The 16211-nt window shown below is 43.4% G+C and carries 18 protein-coding genes and 2 pseudogenes; 17 read left to right on the forward strand and 3 right to left on the reverse strand.

The genetic code is table 11. The annotated features are described in order from the left end of the window. The first annotated feature begins 66 nt into the window (after positions 1 to 66). From DWX57_RS13565 to DWX57_RS13620, 12 genes and pseudogenes are all read left to right on the forward strand, one after another. Entirely contained in the window at positions 67 to 1929 is a 1863-nt protein-coding gene (locus DWX57_RS13565) for a recombinase family protein (protein ID WP_120124714.1), read from the forward strand. A 320-nt stretch (positions 1930 to 2249) separates the two neighbouring features. Next, on the forward strand, positions 2250 to 3479 hold the full coding sequence (locus DWX57_RS13575; protein ID WP_004853606.1) for a hypothetical protein: 1230 nt from the start codon (positions 2250 to 2252) through the stop codon (positions 3477 to 3479). 2 nt (positions 3480 to 3481) lie between these two features. Continuing rightward, positions 3482 to 4117, forward strand: a complete 636-nt coding sequence (locus DWX57_RS13580; protein WP_120124717.1) for a CHC2 zinc finger domain-containing protein — start codon at positions 3482 to 3484, stop codon at positions 4115 to 4117. Beyond that, complete coding sequence (locus tag DWX57_RS13585; protein ID WP_330378014.1) at positions 4071 to 5357, forward strand: virulence-associated E family protein; 1287 nt, start codon at positions 4071 to 4073, stop codon at positions 5355 to 5357. The genes DWX57_RS13580 and DWX57_RS13585 overlap by 47 nt, the downstream gene beginning before the upstream one ends. A gap of 266 nt (positions 5358 to 5623) precedes the next feature. After that, positions 5624 to 5788: a transposon-encoded TnpW family protein gene (locus tag DWX57_RS13590; protein ID WP_004853612.1), complete on the forward strand. Its 165-nt coding sequence runs from the start codon at positions 5624 to 5626 to the stop codon at positions 5786 to 5788. A 112-nt stretch (positions 5789 to 5900) separates the two neighbouring features. After that, entirely contained in the window at positions 5901 to 6347 is a 447-nt protein-coding gene (locus tag DWX57_RS13595; RefSeq protein ID WP_015533334.1) for a hypothetical protein, read from the forward strand. A gap of 147 nt (positions 6348 to 6494) precedes the next feature. Next, positions 6495 to 7280, forward strand: a pseudogene (locus DWX57_RS13600) (VirD4-like conjugal transfer protein, CD1115 family); the annotation flags it as partial. Then, the gene (locus DWX57_RS14765; protein ID WP_334290442.1) at positions 7249 to 7434 is read left to right on the forward strand and encodes a winged helix-turn-helix transcriptional regulator; all 186 of its coding nucleotides are present in this window, start codon (positions 7249 to 7251) and stop codon (positions 7432 to 7434) included. The pseudogene DWX57_RS13600 and the gene DWX57_RS14765, both read left to right, overlap by 32 nt. Positions 7435 to 7439: 5 nt before the next feature. After that, positions 7440 to 7592, forward strand: coding sequence for a hypothetical protein (locus DWX57_RS14190; protein ID WP_004853620.1), 153 nt, complete (start codon positions 7440 to 7442; stop codon positions 7590 to 7592). Then, positions 7582 to 7854 (forward strand): GNAT family N-acetyltransferase, encoded by a 273-nt coding sequence (locus tag DWX57_RS13610; protein WP_004853622.1) that lies wholly within the window; start codon positions 7582 to 7584, stop codon positions 7852 to 7854. Before DWX57_RS14190 ends, DWX57_RS13610 begins: the two co-directional genes overlap by 11 nt. Before the next feature lie 5 nt (positions 7855 to 7859). Further along, positions 7860 to 8558 carry a transglutaminase-like domain-containing protein gene (locus DWX57_RS13615; RefSeq protein ID WP_120124723.1) on the forward strand — a complete coding sequence of 233 codons (699 nt, stop codon included), beginning with the start codon at positions 7860 to 7862 and terminating at the stop codon, positions 8556 to 8558. Between the two features lie 23 nt (positions 8559 to 8581). After that, complete coding sequence (locus tag DWX57_RS13620; protein WP_243017732.1) at positions 8582 to 9637, forward strand: ankyrin repeat domain-containing protein; 1056 nt, start codon at positions 8582 to 8584, stop codon at positions 9635 to 9637. 5 nt (positions 9638 to 9642) lie between these two features. Here DWX57_RS13620 and DWX57_RS13625 read toward each other — a convergent pair whose 3' ends face one another. The 3 genes from DWX57_RS13625 to DWX57_RS13635 form a co-directional block, all read right to left on the reverse strand. Further along, a complete protein-coding gene (locus DWX57_RS13625; RefSeq protein ID WP_118650075.1) occupies positions 9643 to 10254 on the reverse strand; it encodes an L-2-amino-thiazoline-4-carboxylic acid hydrolase in 612 nt (203 codons plus the stop codon). 67 nt (positions 10255 to 10321) lie between these two features. Further along, complete coding sequence (locus tag DWX57_RS13630; protein WP_120124725.1) at positions 10322 to 11143, reverse strand: class I SAM-dependent methyltransferase; 822 nt, start codon at positions 11141 to 11143, stop codon at positions 10322 to 10324. Positions 11144 to 11216: 73 nt separating this feature from the next. Continuing rightward, positions 11217 to 11882, reverse strand: coding sequence for a TetR/AcrR family transcriptional regulator (locus DWX57_RS13635; RefSeq protein WP_120124728.1), 666 nt, complete (start codon positions 11880 to 11882; stop codon positions 11217 to 11219). Positions 11883 to 12072: 190 nt separating this feature from the next. Between DWX57_RS13635 and DWX57_RS13640 the strand changes: the two genes are divergently transcribed. From DWX57_RS13640 to DWX57_RS13665, 5 genes and pseudogenes are all read left to right on the forward strand, one after another. Next, the gene (locus tag DWX57_RS13640; RefSeq protein ID WP_120000503.1) at positions 12073 to 12549 is read left to right on the forward strand and encodes a flavodoxin; all 477 of its coding nucleotides are present in this window, start codon (positions 12073 to 12075) and stop codon (positions 12547 to 12549) included. A gap of 95 nt (positions 12550 to 12644) precedes the next feature. Further along, positions 12645 to 13104 (forward strand): annotated as a pseudogene (locus tag DWX57_RS14770) (carboxymuconolactone decarboxylase family protein). 246 nt (positions 13105 to 13350) lie between these two features. Beyond that, positions 13351 to 13797 (forward strand): YunG family protein, encoded by a 447-nt coding sequence (locus DWX57_RS13655; RefSeq protein WP_120124730.1) that lies wholly within the window; start codon positions 13351 to 13353, stop codon positions 13795 to 13797. Between the two features lie 170 nt (positions 13798 to 13967). Next, a complete protein-coding gene (locus tag DWX57_RS13660; RefSeq protein WP_158547613.1) occupies positions 13968 to 14420 on the forward strand; it encodes an 8-oxo-dGTP diphosphatase in 453 nt (150 codons plus the stop codon). Positions 14421 to 14456: 36 nt separating this feature from the next. Further along, positions 14457 to 15956 carry a zinc ribbon domain-containing protein gene (locus tag DWX57_RS13665; protein ID WP_120124732.1) on the forward strand — a complete coding sequence of 500 codons (1500 nt, stop codon included), beginning with the start codon at positions 14457 to 14459 and terminating at the stop codon, positions 15954 to 15956. Positions 15957 to 16211: the final 255 nt, after the last annotated feature.

Raw genomic sequence — 16211 nt, forward strand, 5'->3', positions numbered from 1 at the left:
TAACAGATTAAAGATTCTCTTTGAGCTTATTACTTTTGGCTCAAATACAGAGGAAAGGAGCAGAACATGAGTAGTGAGAAAATAATTGTATTATATGAACGATTAAGCCGAGAGGATGAGAACCTTGGGGAGTCGTACAGTATATCAAATCAAAAGAAGCTGCTGGAAGATTATTGCAGAGAAAAAGGGTGGACCAGGTTCAGGCACTTCACTGATGATGGTATATCCGGCACAACCTTTGACAGACCATCCTTTAAGGCTATGATACAGCTTGTGGAAGATGGAGAAGTGGAAACCATTATTCTAAAGGATATGAGCCGGTTAGGGCGGGATTATCTTGTGGTAGGTCAGCTCCGGGAGTTCTTTCGCAAAAAGGGAGTTCGTCTGATTGCAATTAACGATAATCATGACAGTTACAATGGAGACGACGATTTCCTTGTATTCAGGGATGTTATGAATGAAATGTATGCCAAGGATATCAGCAAAAAGATAAAATCCACATTCAAATCCAAGGGAAAATCCGGAAAGCATGTGGCAAGTGTTACACCATACGGATACCTGAAAGATGAAAATGACGGAAACCATTGGATTGTGGATGAAGAAGCTGCCGAAATTGTGAGGCTGATATTCAAATGGACTATTGATGGGCTGGGTCCTTATCAGATAGCAAAACTTCTGCAGGAGAAAAAAGTGGAAATACCGGCAGTGCATATGGCACGCTTCGGGCAGGGGAATAACAGAAACAAGAAAGTGAAAGACCCTTATGGATGGGGTTCTTCTACAGTAGTCGGGATATTGAAGAAAAGGGAATACTTAGGTCACACGGTCAATTTTAAAACACAGAAGCATTTTAAGGATAAAAAGAGCCATTATGTATCAGAGGACAACTGGGTAATATTTGAGAATACGCAGGAGCCGATTATTGACCAGCAGACCTTTGATACAATGCAGAAATTACGGGAAAATGTAAGGAGATACCCGGACGGATGGGGAGAGCATCATGTTCTTACCGGTCTTATGTATTGTGCTGACTGTGGTGCAAAAATGTATGTGCACCGGACAAGCAATGGAAAGAGGATTGCCCAGTATACCTGTTCTGCTTATACCAAGGTACCTTGCGGAACATTGTGCAAGACACAGCACAGGATTAACGAGTCAGTGGTGCTGGAACTGATAGGAGACACACTCAGGGCAATCTTTGAATATGCAAAGTATGACCGGAGCGAGTTCATAGACACCATAACAATGGCACAGTCAACACAGGAGGATGCAGAGGTAAAAAAGGTCAGGGCAAGAATCGCAGTGGCTGGAAATCGCTGTGAGGAGCTGGAGAAGCTAATCTGCCGTATTTATGAGGACAATATTCTCGGCAAACTACCGGACAGCAGATATGAGGTTCTTGATAAGCAGTATGCCAGGGAAAAAGCGGAGCTGGATGCAGAGATTAAGGAGCTGGAAGCGAAGCTCACAGAATATGAGAAAAGCAGAAATTCTGCCGGCAAGTTTATTGCACTGATTGATAAATATGAGAAGTTCGAGGAACTGACACCGGCAATGGTAAATGAATTTGTTGATAAGGTGCTGGTGCATGAAAGAGACAGAAAGGGGAGCATCCAAACCACGCAGGAGATTGAAATCTATTTCAATTTTGTTGGTCGGTATGTTCCACCGGCAATGATGACAGAACCTACTGTTGAAGAGCAGGCTGAGATTGACCGGATTAACAGAATCAAGGACAGGAGACATCAGCAGTATTTACGAAGAAAAGAAAGTGGATGGCAGAGGAAATATGAAGAGCGTGTAAAAAATGAAAAGCGTGCAAAAATGCAGGCAATGAAAGAAGAAATCCGCAGGCAGGACAGGGAGAACGGAGTCTATGCAACGGCAGGCAGTCTTGCATTGGAACCGACGATTGGAATGCCTGAATAGGATTTCGCAGAAAGCACTTGAGAGAAGTCTTGGGTGCTTTTTTCATGCTCAAATTTCCGCAGGAAATGCAGGGCAACCGGAGAAGTTGAACTGTGTTATCCGTCCTGTGGGATGACAGATTTCAACTCCTTCGGAGCAGAGTACAGAGGTGCAACCTTTGTCGGAGTTGAGAGGCAGAGCCTTCATCAGGTCAAGGGCAGAAGCCCTGCCCAGTTTATTGTCGTAGCGACAATAAGTACTGGGTATTACTTGCCGCAAACGCAAGGGTTTATCGGCTCCGCCATCAAAAAAACAAAACAGTGGAGAGGAGAGAAAAGACAATGAAAGCTTCAAGGCATAATGGCAGAAGTGGAAAGCATGGAGTCTATGATGTAAAGCATAATGACAGGGATTTTGATGTGGAGCACAGTGAACATATTGATTCGGAAAGAACAAAGCAGAATGTTTACTGGGACTGCTATCAGGGTTACAGTTTTGCGGGCAGTTCCCAAGAGAGGCAGTTTAATTTTACAGAAATTGAGCGTGCCTATTACTATGAGCATTATTCAGATTTTGTGGATGCACAGAATGAGAGGAATGAGCAGGCAAGGCATCCGGAGAGAAACAGAACGATTGATGATGTACTGAAAAACAATAAGACCTGCCCGGAAGAAAGCGTGATACAGCTTGGCAATATAGACCATGCGGTTACACCGGATGTGCTAGCTAAGGTATCAGCAGAGTTCTTTGACGAGTTCAATAAAAGATATGGCTCCCACATTCATATATTGGACTGGGCACTGCACCTGGATGAGGCAACCCCGCATATTCATGAGAGGCATGTATTTGACGCAAAAAACAAATATGGAGAATTATGTCCCCAGCAGGATAAGGCACTGGAAGAGCTTGGCTTTGAACTGCCTGACCCAGCAAAAAAGAAAGGGAAATACAATAACCGGAAAATGAACTTTGATGCAGAATGCAGAAAATTGTTTTTGGAGATAGCACAGAGAAACGGAGTGCAGGTGGAGTGTGAGCCGGTTTATGGCGGTGCAGGCTATCTTGAAAAGCAGGACTTTATAATTGAAAATCAGAAAAAGCGAATTGCAGAGAAGCAGGCAGTTCTGGATGAGATTACCATGAGAGTTTTGGATATGGAGAATTTTGTGGAACAGGTAGCTGAGGATGCCTATGAAAAAGCGTGTGAGGCAGTATCTGATACAATGGCAGAGCAGACCAGGGCGGAAGATATTGAGGAGCTTCGCAGATATAAAAAGTGGCTGACCTCGGATGAGAGAAAGACACCAAAGGACAAGCGGGATTTTGTCGGAAGGTGTCTTGATAATTTGGAAAACAGGCTCAGGGGCATGGCACAGAAAGTAGCCGGGAAAGTAATGGAAACATTGCAAAATCCACGCATAAAGGAGCAAAAGAAGTCTGAGGTAAAGGAACATGCAAGGAAGTCAGTCCGTGCCCTTCTTGAGGCAAACAGGAAGCTTGTAGAGGAGCAGAGAGCAAAGGTGGCAGAAACACCAGCACACAAAAAAGCAAGGGGAGAGGAATTGGGATAAGCATGAATGTATTTGCAGTAGTGAAAGAAAATGTCACTGCAAGGCAGGTGGCTATGCAGTATGGCATCAAAATCAACCGGAGTGGGCTGGCTTGTTGTCCGTTTCATAAAGACAAGACTCCCAGCATGAAGATTGATAAGAGATACTATTGTTTCGGCTGTGGAGATACCGGAGATGCGATAGATTTTGTGGCAAAATATTTCGGGCTTGCACCAAAGGAAGCTGCAATGAAGATTGCATCTGACTTTGGACTGAATTATGACACAACCAACCGGGCACCACCGAAAAAGATGGCACCAAAGAAAACACCGGAGCAGATACTGGATGAAGAGCAGAAGCAGTGTTTTTGTGTTCTGTCAGACTATTATCATCTGTTAAGGAAATGGAAAACAGAATATGCACCGAAGAGCATGGATGAGGAATGGCATCCCTGCTTTGTAGAAGCTCTGCAGAATATCAGTAAAGTGGAATATCAGCTTGATACTCTCCTTGAAAAGGATATCCCTGACAGAGCTTCTGTTGTTTCTGACATTGGAAAGGGGGTGAAGTCGATTGCAGGAAGAATTGAAGAGTATCGGAGAAGTCAGGGCGATGCTGGAGAGCACAGAAAAGGGAGAAGTCAGGAAAACAGTCGGTAACTATCGTCTGATTTTGATGAATGACCCTAATCTGCAGGGTGCATTCCGTCTGAACATGTTTACGGATAAAATCGACATTACAAGGGATTTGGGATGGTATCGTGAAAGCGACAGCCTGACGGATGTTGATTTGAAATTCCTTGTTGTCTACCTTGAAAAGCATTATGGATTATCCAACGAAAAGCGGATTGAGGATGTGATAAAGGTCGTGGCAAATGAAAACAGATACCATCCGGTTCTTGACCGCATCAATTCCATAACATGGGATGGCTGGGAGAGGATACGCTATGCACTGCATCACTTCTTAGGGGCAGAGGTCAGTGAGTACACCTATGAGGTAATGAAGCTTTTTATGATAGGGACGATAGCAAGAATTTCATGCCCGGGCATCAAGTTTGAAGTAATGCTCTGCCTGGTAGGTGGTCAGGGAGCCGGTAAATCCACTTTTCTGCGTTTCCTTGCCATGGAAGATGACTGGTTTACGGATGACTTGAAGAAAATGGATGATGATAATGTATACCGAAAAATACAGGGGCATCTGATTATAGAGTTCCCTGAAATGGTGGCAATTCTCAATGCCAAGAATGTGGAAGATACCAAGTCCTTTATGAGCAGACAGAAAGACACTTACAAGACCCCATACGACAGGCATCCCAAAGACCACAAGAGGCAGTGCGTGTTTGCCGGTTCATCAAATTCGCTGGATTTCCTGCCTATGGACAGGTCGGGAAACCGAAGATTTCTGCCTATTCTTTGCAATATGGAAGAGGCGGAAACTCATATACTCGATGATGAAAAGACATCAAGGGAATATATCGACCAGATGTGGGCAGAGGCTATGGAAATCTACAGGAGTGGCAAATGCCAGCTGAGGCTTCCGAAAGAGATGGAAAAAGAGCTTTGTGAGTATCAGAAGCAGTTTATGCAGGAAGATACCAAGAAAGAGCTGATTCTTGACTATTTGGAGCATTACGAGGGAAGCATGGTATGTTCAAGGCAGTTATATTCTGAGGCATTGGGAAATGACGGAAATCCGGCACAATGGGAAATTCGTGAGATTAATGACATTATGAATAACTGCAGTAATTGGATTGCCTTTAGTAATCCAAGACATTTTCCTGAACCATACCGCAGGCAGAAAGGATGGGAGAAGCCTGACAACAGAGGTCAGGATTTTCAACCGATAACCAAGGAGCAGATGGAGCAGTTATCATTGCCACCGGAGTGGATGGAGAGATAAATGCCTGATAGGTTGTCGGCTGGTTGTCTATCCCGTTGCCAACCCCGTTGTCGGTTCTATGTTCTATAAAACCTTATATTTACTATGTTTTTAAGGGATATATATAGTTCTGACAACGAAAGCAACGGAATATTTGAGAAAAAGTAAATTTAGGAAAAGTAACTATAAATAAAAGGAATTGAGAGTTTTTAGAGGTCGGTTGTCAGCTTCCGGTTGTCAGCTGAAAGAGGCTCTTCCTTACCAGGCAGACATAAAGGAGAACACAAATGGAGAATAGAAAATCACACACACCGGTAGCACTCAGAAAGCAGATAGGTGGCACAATGTATGTTGTGAGAGTGCATTTCAATGAGGATGCCGAAGAAAGCATGAAGGACAAGATAAAGAGGCTGATTGAGAATGATGTTAGGGCAAATCAGCATACGGCATAGGTAGAAAAGCATATGGAAAACTTGCATATATTGTGGTATAATTAGTATGTTCAATAAGAGCGAAAAATAAGAATATTCTTAACAGATGAATTTATGGAAGGGTGAATTTATCATGAGGAAGAATGTAAAAATCATTGTTGGTGTCGTTGTGCTTATTCTTGTACTCGTTGTTGGTTCTTTTGTAGGACTCATAATTAACCGTACCAACGACCATAAATTTGGGAGATATGTATCAACGGAAGGTCCTTGGGGAATGACTGCCACCTGGGTATCGGAGGACAGTGCCAGTTATCTTGTCTGCAAGAAGGAAAACGATGAACCGTTTGCCAATGTTACAGCCTATTTTCAGGGTGTGGACGGTTGGCAGGCCTATGAGTTGAATAGCATCGATAGAATTGTTTATCTGGACATTGTAAAAGATGGCGTTGTTGTTGACGGCACCAGCGGCTATATGAAATTTGATGGAACTACATTTACTATTACAGATCTGGACAAAGATACCTTTGGTGCAGATGAATTTCATTATGTCATTACCGATAAGGAGTTCAGTCCCGATTAAAGTGTCAAACCTATTCCAGTTTGGGCATGAGGTTGCCGAAAATCAAAAGTGAATAAAAATGACTTTATAGCCATTGTGGAGAAATCTACAGTGGCTTTTTTCATGCAATGAAATGTATGGGTACTAAAAAGTCTTTGACATTTTGTTTCAGGTAAGACAGCCAAGAGTATTCTGGTTTCCTGTGGTGCGAGACTTGCACCATTTGACATCAAGGAAGTCAGGGAGATAACAGCATATGATGAACTCGACTTAGGGGACATCGGTAGAAGAAAGACAGCACTGTTTGTCATTATTTCGGATACAGATGATTCCCTTAATTTTTGGGTATCAATCATGTACACACAGCTTTTCAATCTGCTCTGCACGATTGCAGACGATGAATACCATGGAAAGCTCCCGGTACATGTGCGGTGTATCCTGGACGAGTTCGCAAACATCGGACAGATTCCGAAGTTTGACAAGCTGATTGCAACCATACGAAGCAGAGAGATATCGGCATCCATTATCCTACAGTCTAAGGCACAGTTAAAGTCAATTTATAAGGATAACGCAGAGACGATCGAGGGTAACTGCGATACATTTCTGTTTTTAGGTGGCAAGGAGAAGTCAACATTAAAAGATCTGTCGGAAGTGCTGGGTAAGGAAACGATTGACACGTACAACACCTCTGATACCAGAGGAACATCTCAGTCCTATGGTCTGAACTATCAGAAACTTGGGCGGGAGCTTATGAGCCAAGACCGCCTGGCTCTTATGGATGGCGGCAAATGTATATTGCAGGTGCGTGGAGTAAGACCGTTCTTTTCAGATAAGGTCGATATAACCGCAAACGAGATGTACAAAGAGCTTTCGGATTTTGACAAGAAAAATCAATTTGACATTGAGAAATATGTTTCCGAATATGGAAAACCAAAGTTTTCTAAGATCATATGATGAGATTCCTCCGAGAGTTGAATACTCACTTACAGATAAGGGCAGATCCGTTGTACCGATACTTAAGAGTATTTGTCAGTGGTCAGGAACCTTTTACAAGGAAGACAACGAAAACGAGATGACACAGTGCCAGAAATGTGACCATAGGGGGTAGACATAATGATAAAATATACAGAAGAGAAAACATTTACACAGGATCAGGTACAGGAGCTTTTTAAGTCGGTTGGGTGGATCTCGGCAGAATACCCACAGAGACTTCACAAAGCACTTATGAACTCACAGACTGTTCTTACCGCATGGGATGGTGGGTGAGCGCCTTGTCGGACTTGCAAGAGTGTTGGATGATTCAGAGCTGGTGGCATTTGTACACTATGTTCTTGTGCATCCTGAATATCAGGGGCAGAAAATAGCCGGAAATATGGTAGAATATATTAGAGATAAATATAAGAATTATCTGTACATAGAGGGAATGCAGGAGGACAGCAAGAATGTCGCTTTCTATGAGAGACACGGTTTCCACGTTATGGAAGGTGGCACACCGATACAGATATGCAATTTTTCGGATAAGAGGTAAAAGGGATGCACGATTATTTGACAGAGACAAAGATGCTCGACTATTCAAATGAGAATATCAAGCAGTTCATCAGAGAGAGAAAGTGGAGTGACATGGCAGAGTTTGAACGCCTGAAGGCCATTTATACATTTGTCAGGGATGAGATATTGTTTGGATATAATGTGGATGACAGTGTCCCGGCGTCCAGGGTGCTGCGGGATGGCTATGGACAGTGCAACACCAAGGGAACATTGTTCATGGCGCTGCTTAGAGCCTGCGATATCCCGTGCAGAGTGCATGGATTTACCATTGATAAAAAGCTACAGAAGGGCGCTATGACAGGAATCGTATACAGAAATGCACCACAGAATGTATTCCATAGCTGGGTAGAAGTGTATTTTGAAAACAGGTGGTATGAGCTTGAGGCGTTTATTCTGGATATGGGATATCTAAAAAAGCTGCAGGCGAAATACAGTGAGTGTACGGGTGCATTTTGCGGATTTGGAGTGGCAGTTAAGGACTTTAAGAATCCTGTTATAGATTTTGACAGGAATAATACATATATCCAGAGCGAAGGTATCAATCAGGATTTCGGAGTGTATGATTCGCCGGATGGGCTGTTAAAAGAACACCATCAGGAGATGTCAAGGGTGAAGGCGTTCCTGTACAGAAACTGGGGAAGGCATATGATGAACAGGAATGTCAGGAAGATCAGGGGTAAGTAGAATAGAATATGGGAGGTACACACATGGCAAAGAGAAAAACACTGCCAAAGGATTTTGAGCAGCTTGTGCAGACGGCAAGTGATGAGGACATCAAGAAGGTATTTGGCAAATGCGACATCAATGCATATGGCGGATACAACAAGGGAAATGCACTGGAATTTCCACTTTCAGAGGAGATGATGCGGTGGCTGATAGGGCAGGGGATCGACATCAACTATGTTGACCAGTATGGCTACACACCGCTGCTTTATCATGCCGGAAGAATGGCATCAGAGAAACAGGCTATAGCGCTGGTGAAGTTGGGCGCAGACATAACAGCCACCCAGGGTCTTGACAGAGAGACCGTTATGCATGTGGCTGTGAAGACTGGCAATCTTGAGCTTGTCAAATGTCTGATACAGGCGGGAGCAGATGCAGAAGTGACATCCAGATCAGGGGAGACTCCACTTGAGAGAGCGTTTCACTGGGCAAGGACATTTGATCTGATAAAGCTTGCGCCGGTAGCAGAGTATCTGATCGGGATAGGAGTTCCGGTCACAGATAAAATAAGAACATATATGAGAAGCGCGGCTGAGGATATAGAGTTTCGCAGGAAAGATATGAGTCCTGATATTATGCCGGAGCTTGACAGGACGATGGAGAGTCTGTATGGACTGCTCGGAGTTGCCCCTGTTCCAAGACGGGTAGAATATGACGGCACATCGCCGATCGTCATTCATGAGAAGCGCTGGCAGAAGCAGCATGGAGAATTGTGGAATCTTCTTGTGCCTGGTTCGGGACATGCGGGCACAGTTCAGGGCGAGGTCATCCGTATATCGGGAAAACTTGCCTATGAGATACTAGATAACGGATGCTGCAACTGGGATTCAGATTTCAAGAGCATGGCAAATGCCCTGTATCGATACATATGTATGGGCACACCACTTGACGCGGACGAGCAGAGAGAATTTGCCGGACTCATAAACGGCATCAAGGATGCCGATGAGACGGATATAAACAGACTCACAGAGCTTTCGGTCAAATGGGTGACACTGAATCTGAATCCTATGGCAGTGGGAGAACTTGATTATAAAAGATAGATCAATTACTGTGACTTCCGTCCATAGCGGAAGTCGCAGTAAGCTCCATTTTCGGCAAGGGTCTGTGTCCTTGTGAGCTTCATGCCCATCATGTCAGCGAGCACGTAGTCCATACGGCACAGATACTTTGCCAGTTCAAAGCACCCCTCGTCGCGGCAGAGATTACATATCCCGCAGTTGTGATAATCATATCCGAGTACGAAGTCATCGTTTGGTCCGCCCACGATGATGTCAAGAACCCAGTCATTCTTATAGCGCTTCAGATGAGATTCCTCAGACCATTTCTTCCTTCCCGGAAGCTTTTTTTCATCGAGATAGCTGTCTGCATTTCCAATAACCATATGAAAAAGTTTATTGTTGTACAGCCCGTCTTTGTACAGGCTGAAACATTCCTCCGGTGAAAGAGAAGTCTTTCTGTTTAGTGCGATGAAATATGCGCCCATGCAGTATGAGCTCATGAGGTGCGACTTTCCTATGTCATCGGCACGCTCAAGGACTGCCTTGTATTCGTTCTTTATAGCCTTGCTGTCAAGGATTAGATGCTGTGCTTTTGCCTGCTTCATGCATGAATTGTGAAAGAAATAACCAAATAATTTCTGTGTAAATCTGTATTTCATAGTTACATATCCTTTCTATTTGACACCATTCAAATTATCAATACAGGTCAATCATGGGCCTGACGATTTATTTAAAGACGATCTCGATTATCTGACACATGCATGATTTGTCCAGATGCTTGAAAACAGTGTTGAGGACAAATCCATATCGTTTGTCAAGAGGTCTGTACCCTGTGAGATATCCTTTCCTGACGACTGAACTGAATGAAGAACTCCAGCTCTTAAGCTCCGAGAGTTCATCGACACTGAAATAAACACCGATGTTGTCGTCACAGTCCTTGAGCCATGTCTTCAGCATGTTTTTAAGACCCTTTTTCTTCGTCGCGTCAAATACCAGCTTGCCTCCAGGAAAATGCTCAGCCATGGCGGCAAACAAAGTCTTAACCTGCTCAGTCTTGAAATAGTAGAAGACCCCCGATGCGAAGAATACGATCCCGTCCTCAGGGCGGAAATCTATCTTGTCAAACCATGAGAGATTGTTGAGGTCACAGGCGATATTTGTCTCGCGTTCACGCTCACCTAAAAGTTCATTGCGGACAGCTATGGCGTCAGGAAAATCCAGATTGTACGCACGTGCCTGTCCGTTATCCACCTGGCTGAATGTTGTGTCGAGACCACAGCCGAGGTTCACAACACAGGCTCTTGGATGATCCTTGAGATACGATCGGCAGACGGATGCCAGATCATATTGTCTGGTGGCAGCCATGATAGCACCGATTTTCTCCATGATACCTTTCCTGTTATAGTCTATCTCGACCTCGTTGTATATTCTCTGGCAGTCAAGATCATTAAAGTTTCCCGGATACATCTCCATGGCACGCTTTCTTCCGTACAGTGGAAGAAGAAGAGTTTCCTGGACAGAGCCTTTTTCGATTTTCTTTTTTCCCATTTTCTTTCCTCCTATAAGATGTGTCGTCATTTTCGCTTATGTGAACGTGGCAGCCCGATGAAGTGCGATAGTGTTATTTGTCCTGATTATCAGGCTTTTTGCCTATCTGCAGTCCTGCCTCTATGCCGTGCAGCAGAACATTCATAGCCTCCATAAATGCAGTTTTCATCTCTGATGTGACTCCACTTTGGCATGAGTCATCTGCAATTATTTCACAGACCATTGAGAACTCAGCCAGAGAGAGCATATACACTGTTTTCTTAGATAATTTCCTGACTGCAATCCCACGTTTGTATAACTCGTCATAATACTTAAGCGCAAAGCCAGCACCTCTTTCTATATAGATACTGCGGAATTTCTCCAGACATTTGCCTGAGTCATTTTTCAGCAGCATATGAAAGAGCTGCATGTCGCCCTCAAGCATATCGAAGATCTGCACCGATACCCTGGAATACAACACCTTGAGCAGCTCGTCATCTGACATGGCAGTGAAGTCTATTCCGATCATGGATTCAGTGACTTCCATGAGCTTTCTGCCGCTTTCCTCAAATATCTCGTCAAACATTTCCTCTTTGCCTGAGAAATGCTTGTATATTGCGCCTGCGGTTATACCGGCCCTTGCAGCGATCTTACGCATGGACGCCTCCTGATATCCAACTTCAAGAAAGACTTCCATGGCACTTTTCAGTATTGCTGCCCTTGTTTCCTTTGTACTTTCCCGAATGATAGTCACCTCCATTTACTATTTGGTAAACAATGTTTACTTTATATCACATGGGATTTGCAAAATCAAGCGACCAGAAGATTAAATGAGTTAATTGAAAATTTCTATCATTAAGCGACCGATTGACGAAGACTTGACATGTAGCATCATTCCACGTCAAAGGTGATTAGAATGGGATGACGTTTAGTTGAATGAGGTTTACATAATGTCAAAAAAGCTTATAGCATATTTCAGCGCAAGTGGAACCACGAAAAATGTTGCAGAGATGATATCGGAGGCAGCAGGCGCAGATTTGTACGAGATCAAACCAAAGGGGCTGTACACCAAGGCTGACCTTGACTGGATGAACAAGAAATCCAGAAGCAGCGTCGAGATGAGCGACAAGAAACTTAGACCGGAGCTTGATGATTCAAATGCACATATTGAGAATTATGATGAGATTGTACTTGGATTCCCTATCTGGTGGTATGTGGCTCCGACGATCATCAATACATTCCTTGAGAAGTACGACTTCACAGGCAAGAAGATCACATTGTTCGCAACATCAGGTGGAAGCGGATTTGGCAACACGATCAAGGAACTCCAGCCGTCGGCACCGGGAGCTGAGTTTGTAGAAGGCGGACTGCTCAACATGGCAAACAGACAGGAGATCGAGAAGTGGGTAGATAAAACCCTCGCGTAAAGAATAGATGTATGACAAATTAGTGAAGGATGATAATAACTTTCATACATCCAACGAATATATGAAACAGAGTTACATTTGGAAGGAGAAAAACAATGGCAAAGATAGTACAGACAGCGGGAAGAAATGCACTCGGAGAGTTCGCTCCTGAGTTTGCACATTTTAATGACGATGTTCTCTTTGGGGAGAACTGGAACAACAATGACATCGATGTAAAGACCAGAAGTATCATAACTGTTGTGGCACTTATGGCACAGGGAATCACTGACTCATCGCTGAAGATCCATCTTCAGAATGCTATTCCATCACGCAAAGAGCGGTGGCGGACAGATCCTTGTATGTGTCGGTGGACGCGGATACTATCAGGAGGAGGGCAAGCCTGCAGTTGAGATGAATCCAGGCGACTGCATCAACATTCCTGCTGAGGTAAAGCACTGGCACGGCGCAGCTCCTGACAGCTGGTTCAGCCATCTTGCAATCGAGGTTCCAGGTGAGGAGACATCAAATGAATGGTGCGAGCCTGTGACGGATGAGGAGTACGGAAAGCTTCAGTAGGGCTGTAGTAGATAACGCAAGTGACAATATCATATGAATATATAGAGACCATTCGGGTATAAATATGATTCGCGGTTGAATGCGAATGGATATTTATATCCGGGTGGCTTTTTGTTTCGACAAGAGCCTTGACGGATATATGATAACCACTGTACCTTAAGGGCGGCGGTGTGGTAAGATGTGAGATAGAAAATATCGGAGTGCTTGAAAACACTGTGGAATAATGTAGTATAGAAGGTGAGATGGATGAACAACGGAAAAAAGACATACAATTTCTGGGGCTGGGAGCATGCAGATGTACCAGCCATCACAGATGAATATCCGGGGATAAATACCCCAACAGATCTATACGATGCGCTGAGTCATATCTGGTGTGCAGACACCTGTGCGCCGAGGATGAGGGACAGATGGACAAAGGATAACATGACGCTGGGGCAGTGTTCCATCACTGCTTTTCTGGCACAGGATATATTTGGTGGAAAGGTGTACGGTATAAAGAGACCAGGCGGAAACTATCATTGTTACAATGTGATAGGTGACTGCGCTTTTGATCTCACAAGCGAGCAGTTCGGCGATGAAGTGTTGGATTATGAGAATAATCCGGAACAGCAGAGAGAGGTACATTTTGCTAAGGAAGAGAAAAGACAGAGGTATGAGTATCTGAAGGCTGCGCTCGGGGAATATACAAAATGATGTAGATAACAAATATGACATTCTGAAAAAGAGCATCAGATAATTAAGCTCGTTGTGATAGTAACGTGTTATCGTACTCGCACATTATGATATATAGTATATAGAGTGCGATATAAATCCATAGACCGGAGAATACATACAGAATGTATAGAAACAACAGGATGGAGAAAATGGCGGAAATAGAGAAAGTAATATTTATGAATATGTGCATGGTATATGATCACGCTGGGCGTGTACTTGCACTCGATAAAGTAGGGAAAAGCTATTCCGGAACGACATTCCCTGGTGGACATGTGGAACCCGGAGAGACATTCACAGAATCGGTGATACGAGAGATATATGAGGAGACCGGGCTGACCATAAGCAATCCAAAGCTCACCGGAATATATCACTGGATGACCGGAGCTGTGAGAAATGTCGGATTTCTGTACAAGACGGATGAGTATCAGGGGAAACTTATATCTTCAGAAGAGGGCAAAGTGTACTGGATATCGGGAGAAGAGTTCCTGCGAAAACCGCTTGCACCAGGAATGGAACAGGTGTGGCAGATGATGCACGATGACAGTGCGTCGGAATGTCTGCAGACACTTACGGAAAATGGCATAGTATCAAAGATACAATAACAACATATATTTAATGGGATTTTGTGGGAGAAAAAGATGTCAATACTTTCAGATATATCAAATCTTTCAAATAAAAAACGTAAATTGGAGGTGCCAGCGCCAGATACAAAATTGCTCGTGAGGGGGATAGTGTTGTTTGCATTGGGACTCCTTGGTGCCTCAGTTTACACAATTGAAGATATAGACAAGACACCGGCTCTTATTTTTCTATGTATTGGAGCGGCTTTGATCATAGCTGGTATAATTTCTTTGATCTGTTATGGAAAACAGGTGACAGCATTTAAGAAATATACTCCGACATGGGAGAAACACAGAAGTATATTTGATGATTTCGCCATAGAATTAAATCATTGGTATGATTCTGACATGCGTCCACGCAGCTGTGATGGAGACACATCATATATTCTTCGCCTTCAGAAGGATAGAATGGCACGGAAAGGCATTCGTATGATACAGCATACATCACCTGTGAAGAGAGAAACGATGGGAACTACAAGAGTGCCTCGAAAGACATCCTGGTACACAGTTGATCTCATGTATGAGGGGGTTGACAGGCATCTGCAATTCCAGAATTCAACCGGCATAATATATGAGCGTGTAACCGAAGATACGATGTACGAGACAGTTGTCCATACTCCAAATGAGCAGGAACTTACACGTATGTCCATGACTTGTCCAAACTGCGGTGCAGTTAGCCCTGTGGCAGCTCTCACGGAAGGCTGCCCTTATTGTCGTACGGTTTTTCGTATCAGTGATCTGTTTCCCCGTGTAACAAATATATTTTTTATTCGGGAGAATGCTTCTACAAAGAATCAGAAGAAGATGGGAAAGACCACAGGGATAACCATGCTGGTTTTCTTCCTTGCATGTTTTATACCTTCTTTTCTCGACCGGGAAACTCCAATACCGCAGGCTTTGTTAATGTCATTTTTTGTAGCACTTATTATGGGCGGAATATTTGGATATATAATTTCTATTATTATATTTATGACAAAACAGTTCAACAGGGATGGACGAAAGAGAATACCGTTCTGGTCCTATGTGACAACAAAAGGAAAGGTCAAAAGTGCATTTGCACCATATGATCCGTATTTTTCATTTGAGAAGTTTGAGGGACAGATCATATCTCTTATCCGTATGGCGATTATGTCAGACCACCCGGAGAATCTGGCATCATATTGTGGTGGAACATTAAATCCATACTTTCAGGATATTATAGAAATGACATATATGCAGGCTATGACAGTGCAGGATATACATATGGAGGGAAGTCATCTGTGCATGACACTCAGAACATGGTGGATAAATTACAGTGAGAAGAATGGACGCGTCAACAGGTGCGGAGACTGTATAGACGTTACACTTCGGAGAAATGTTGCTTACATGGAACCTCCTGGATTCTCCATTACATCTGTGTATTGCAGGAATTGTGGAGCAAGCTTTGATTCTGTCCGTCAGAGAAACTGCCCATATTGCGGAACCGTATATCACATGGAGAATGAAGGTTTTATAATTGAAAGACTTGAGCTGGTATAGGCAAAGCGTATAGATACAATATAAGCTGAGTATAAAGGAAACGGAGAAACTAACAGGTATAGTATCTTAAAATCTGATTATAACGAGGAATATAAAAGAAAGAAATAAAAAGAAAATAAGAAGAAAATAAGAAGAGAATAAGAAAATACATAATAGGAAAAACATAAAAATAGAAAAAAGAAAAAATATGCTTGACATTGTAAAATGATGGTGGTATCTTATAAAAGCTGTCGCGTGAGACGGTGTCAGAAACAT

It is taken from the genome of Coprococcus sp. AF19-8AC, assembly GCF_003603115.1.
Taxonomy (GTDB): Bacteria; Bacillota; Clostridia; order Lachnospirales; family Lachnospiraceae; genus Coprococcus; species Coprococcus aceti.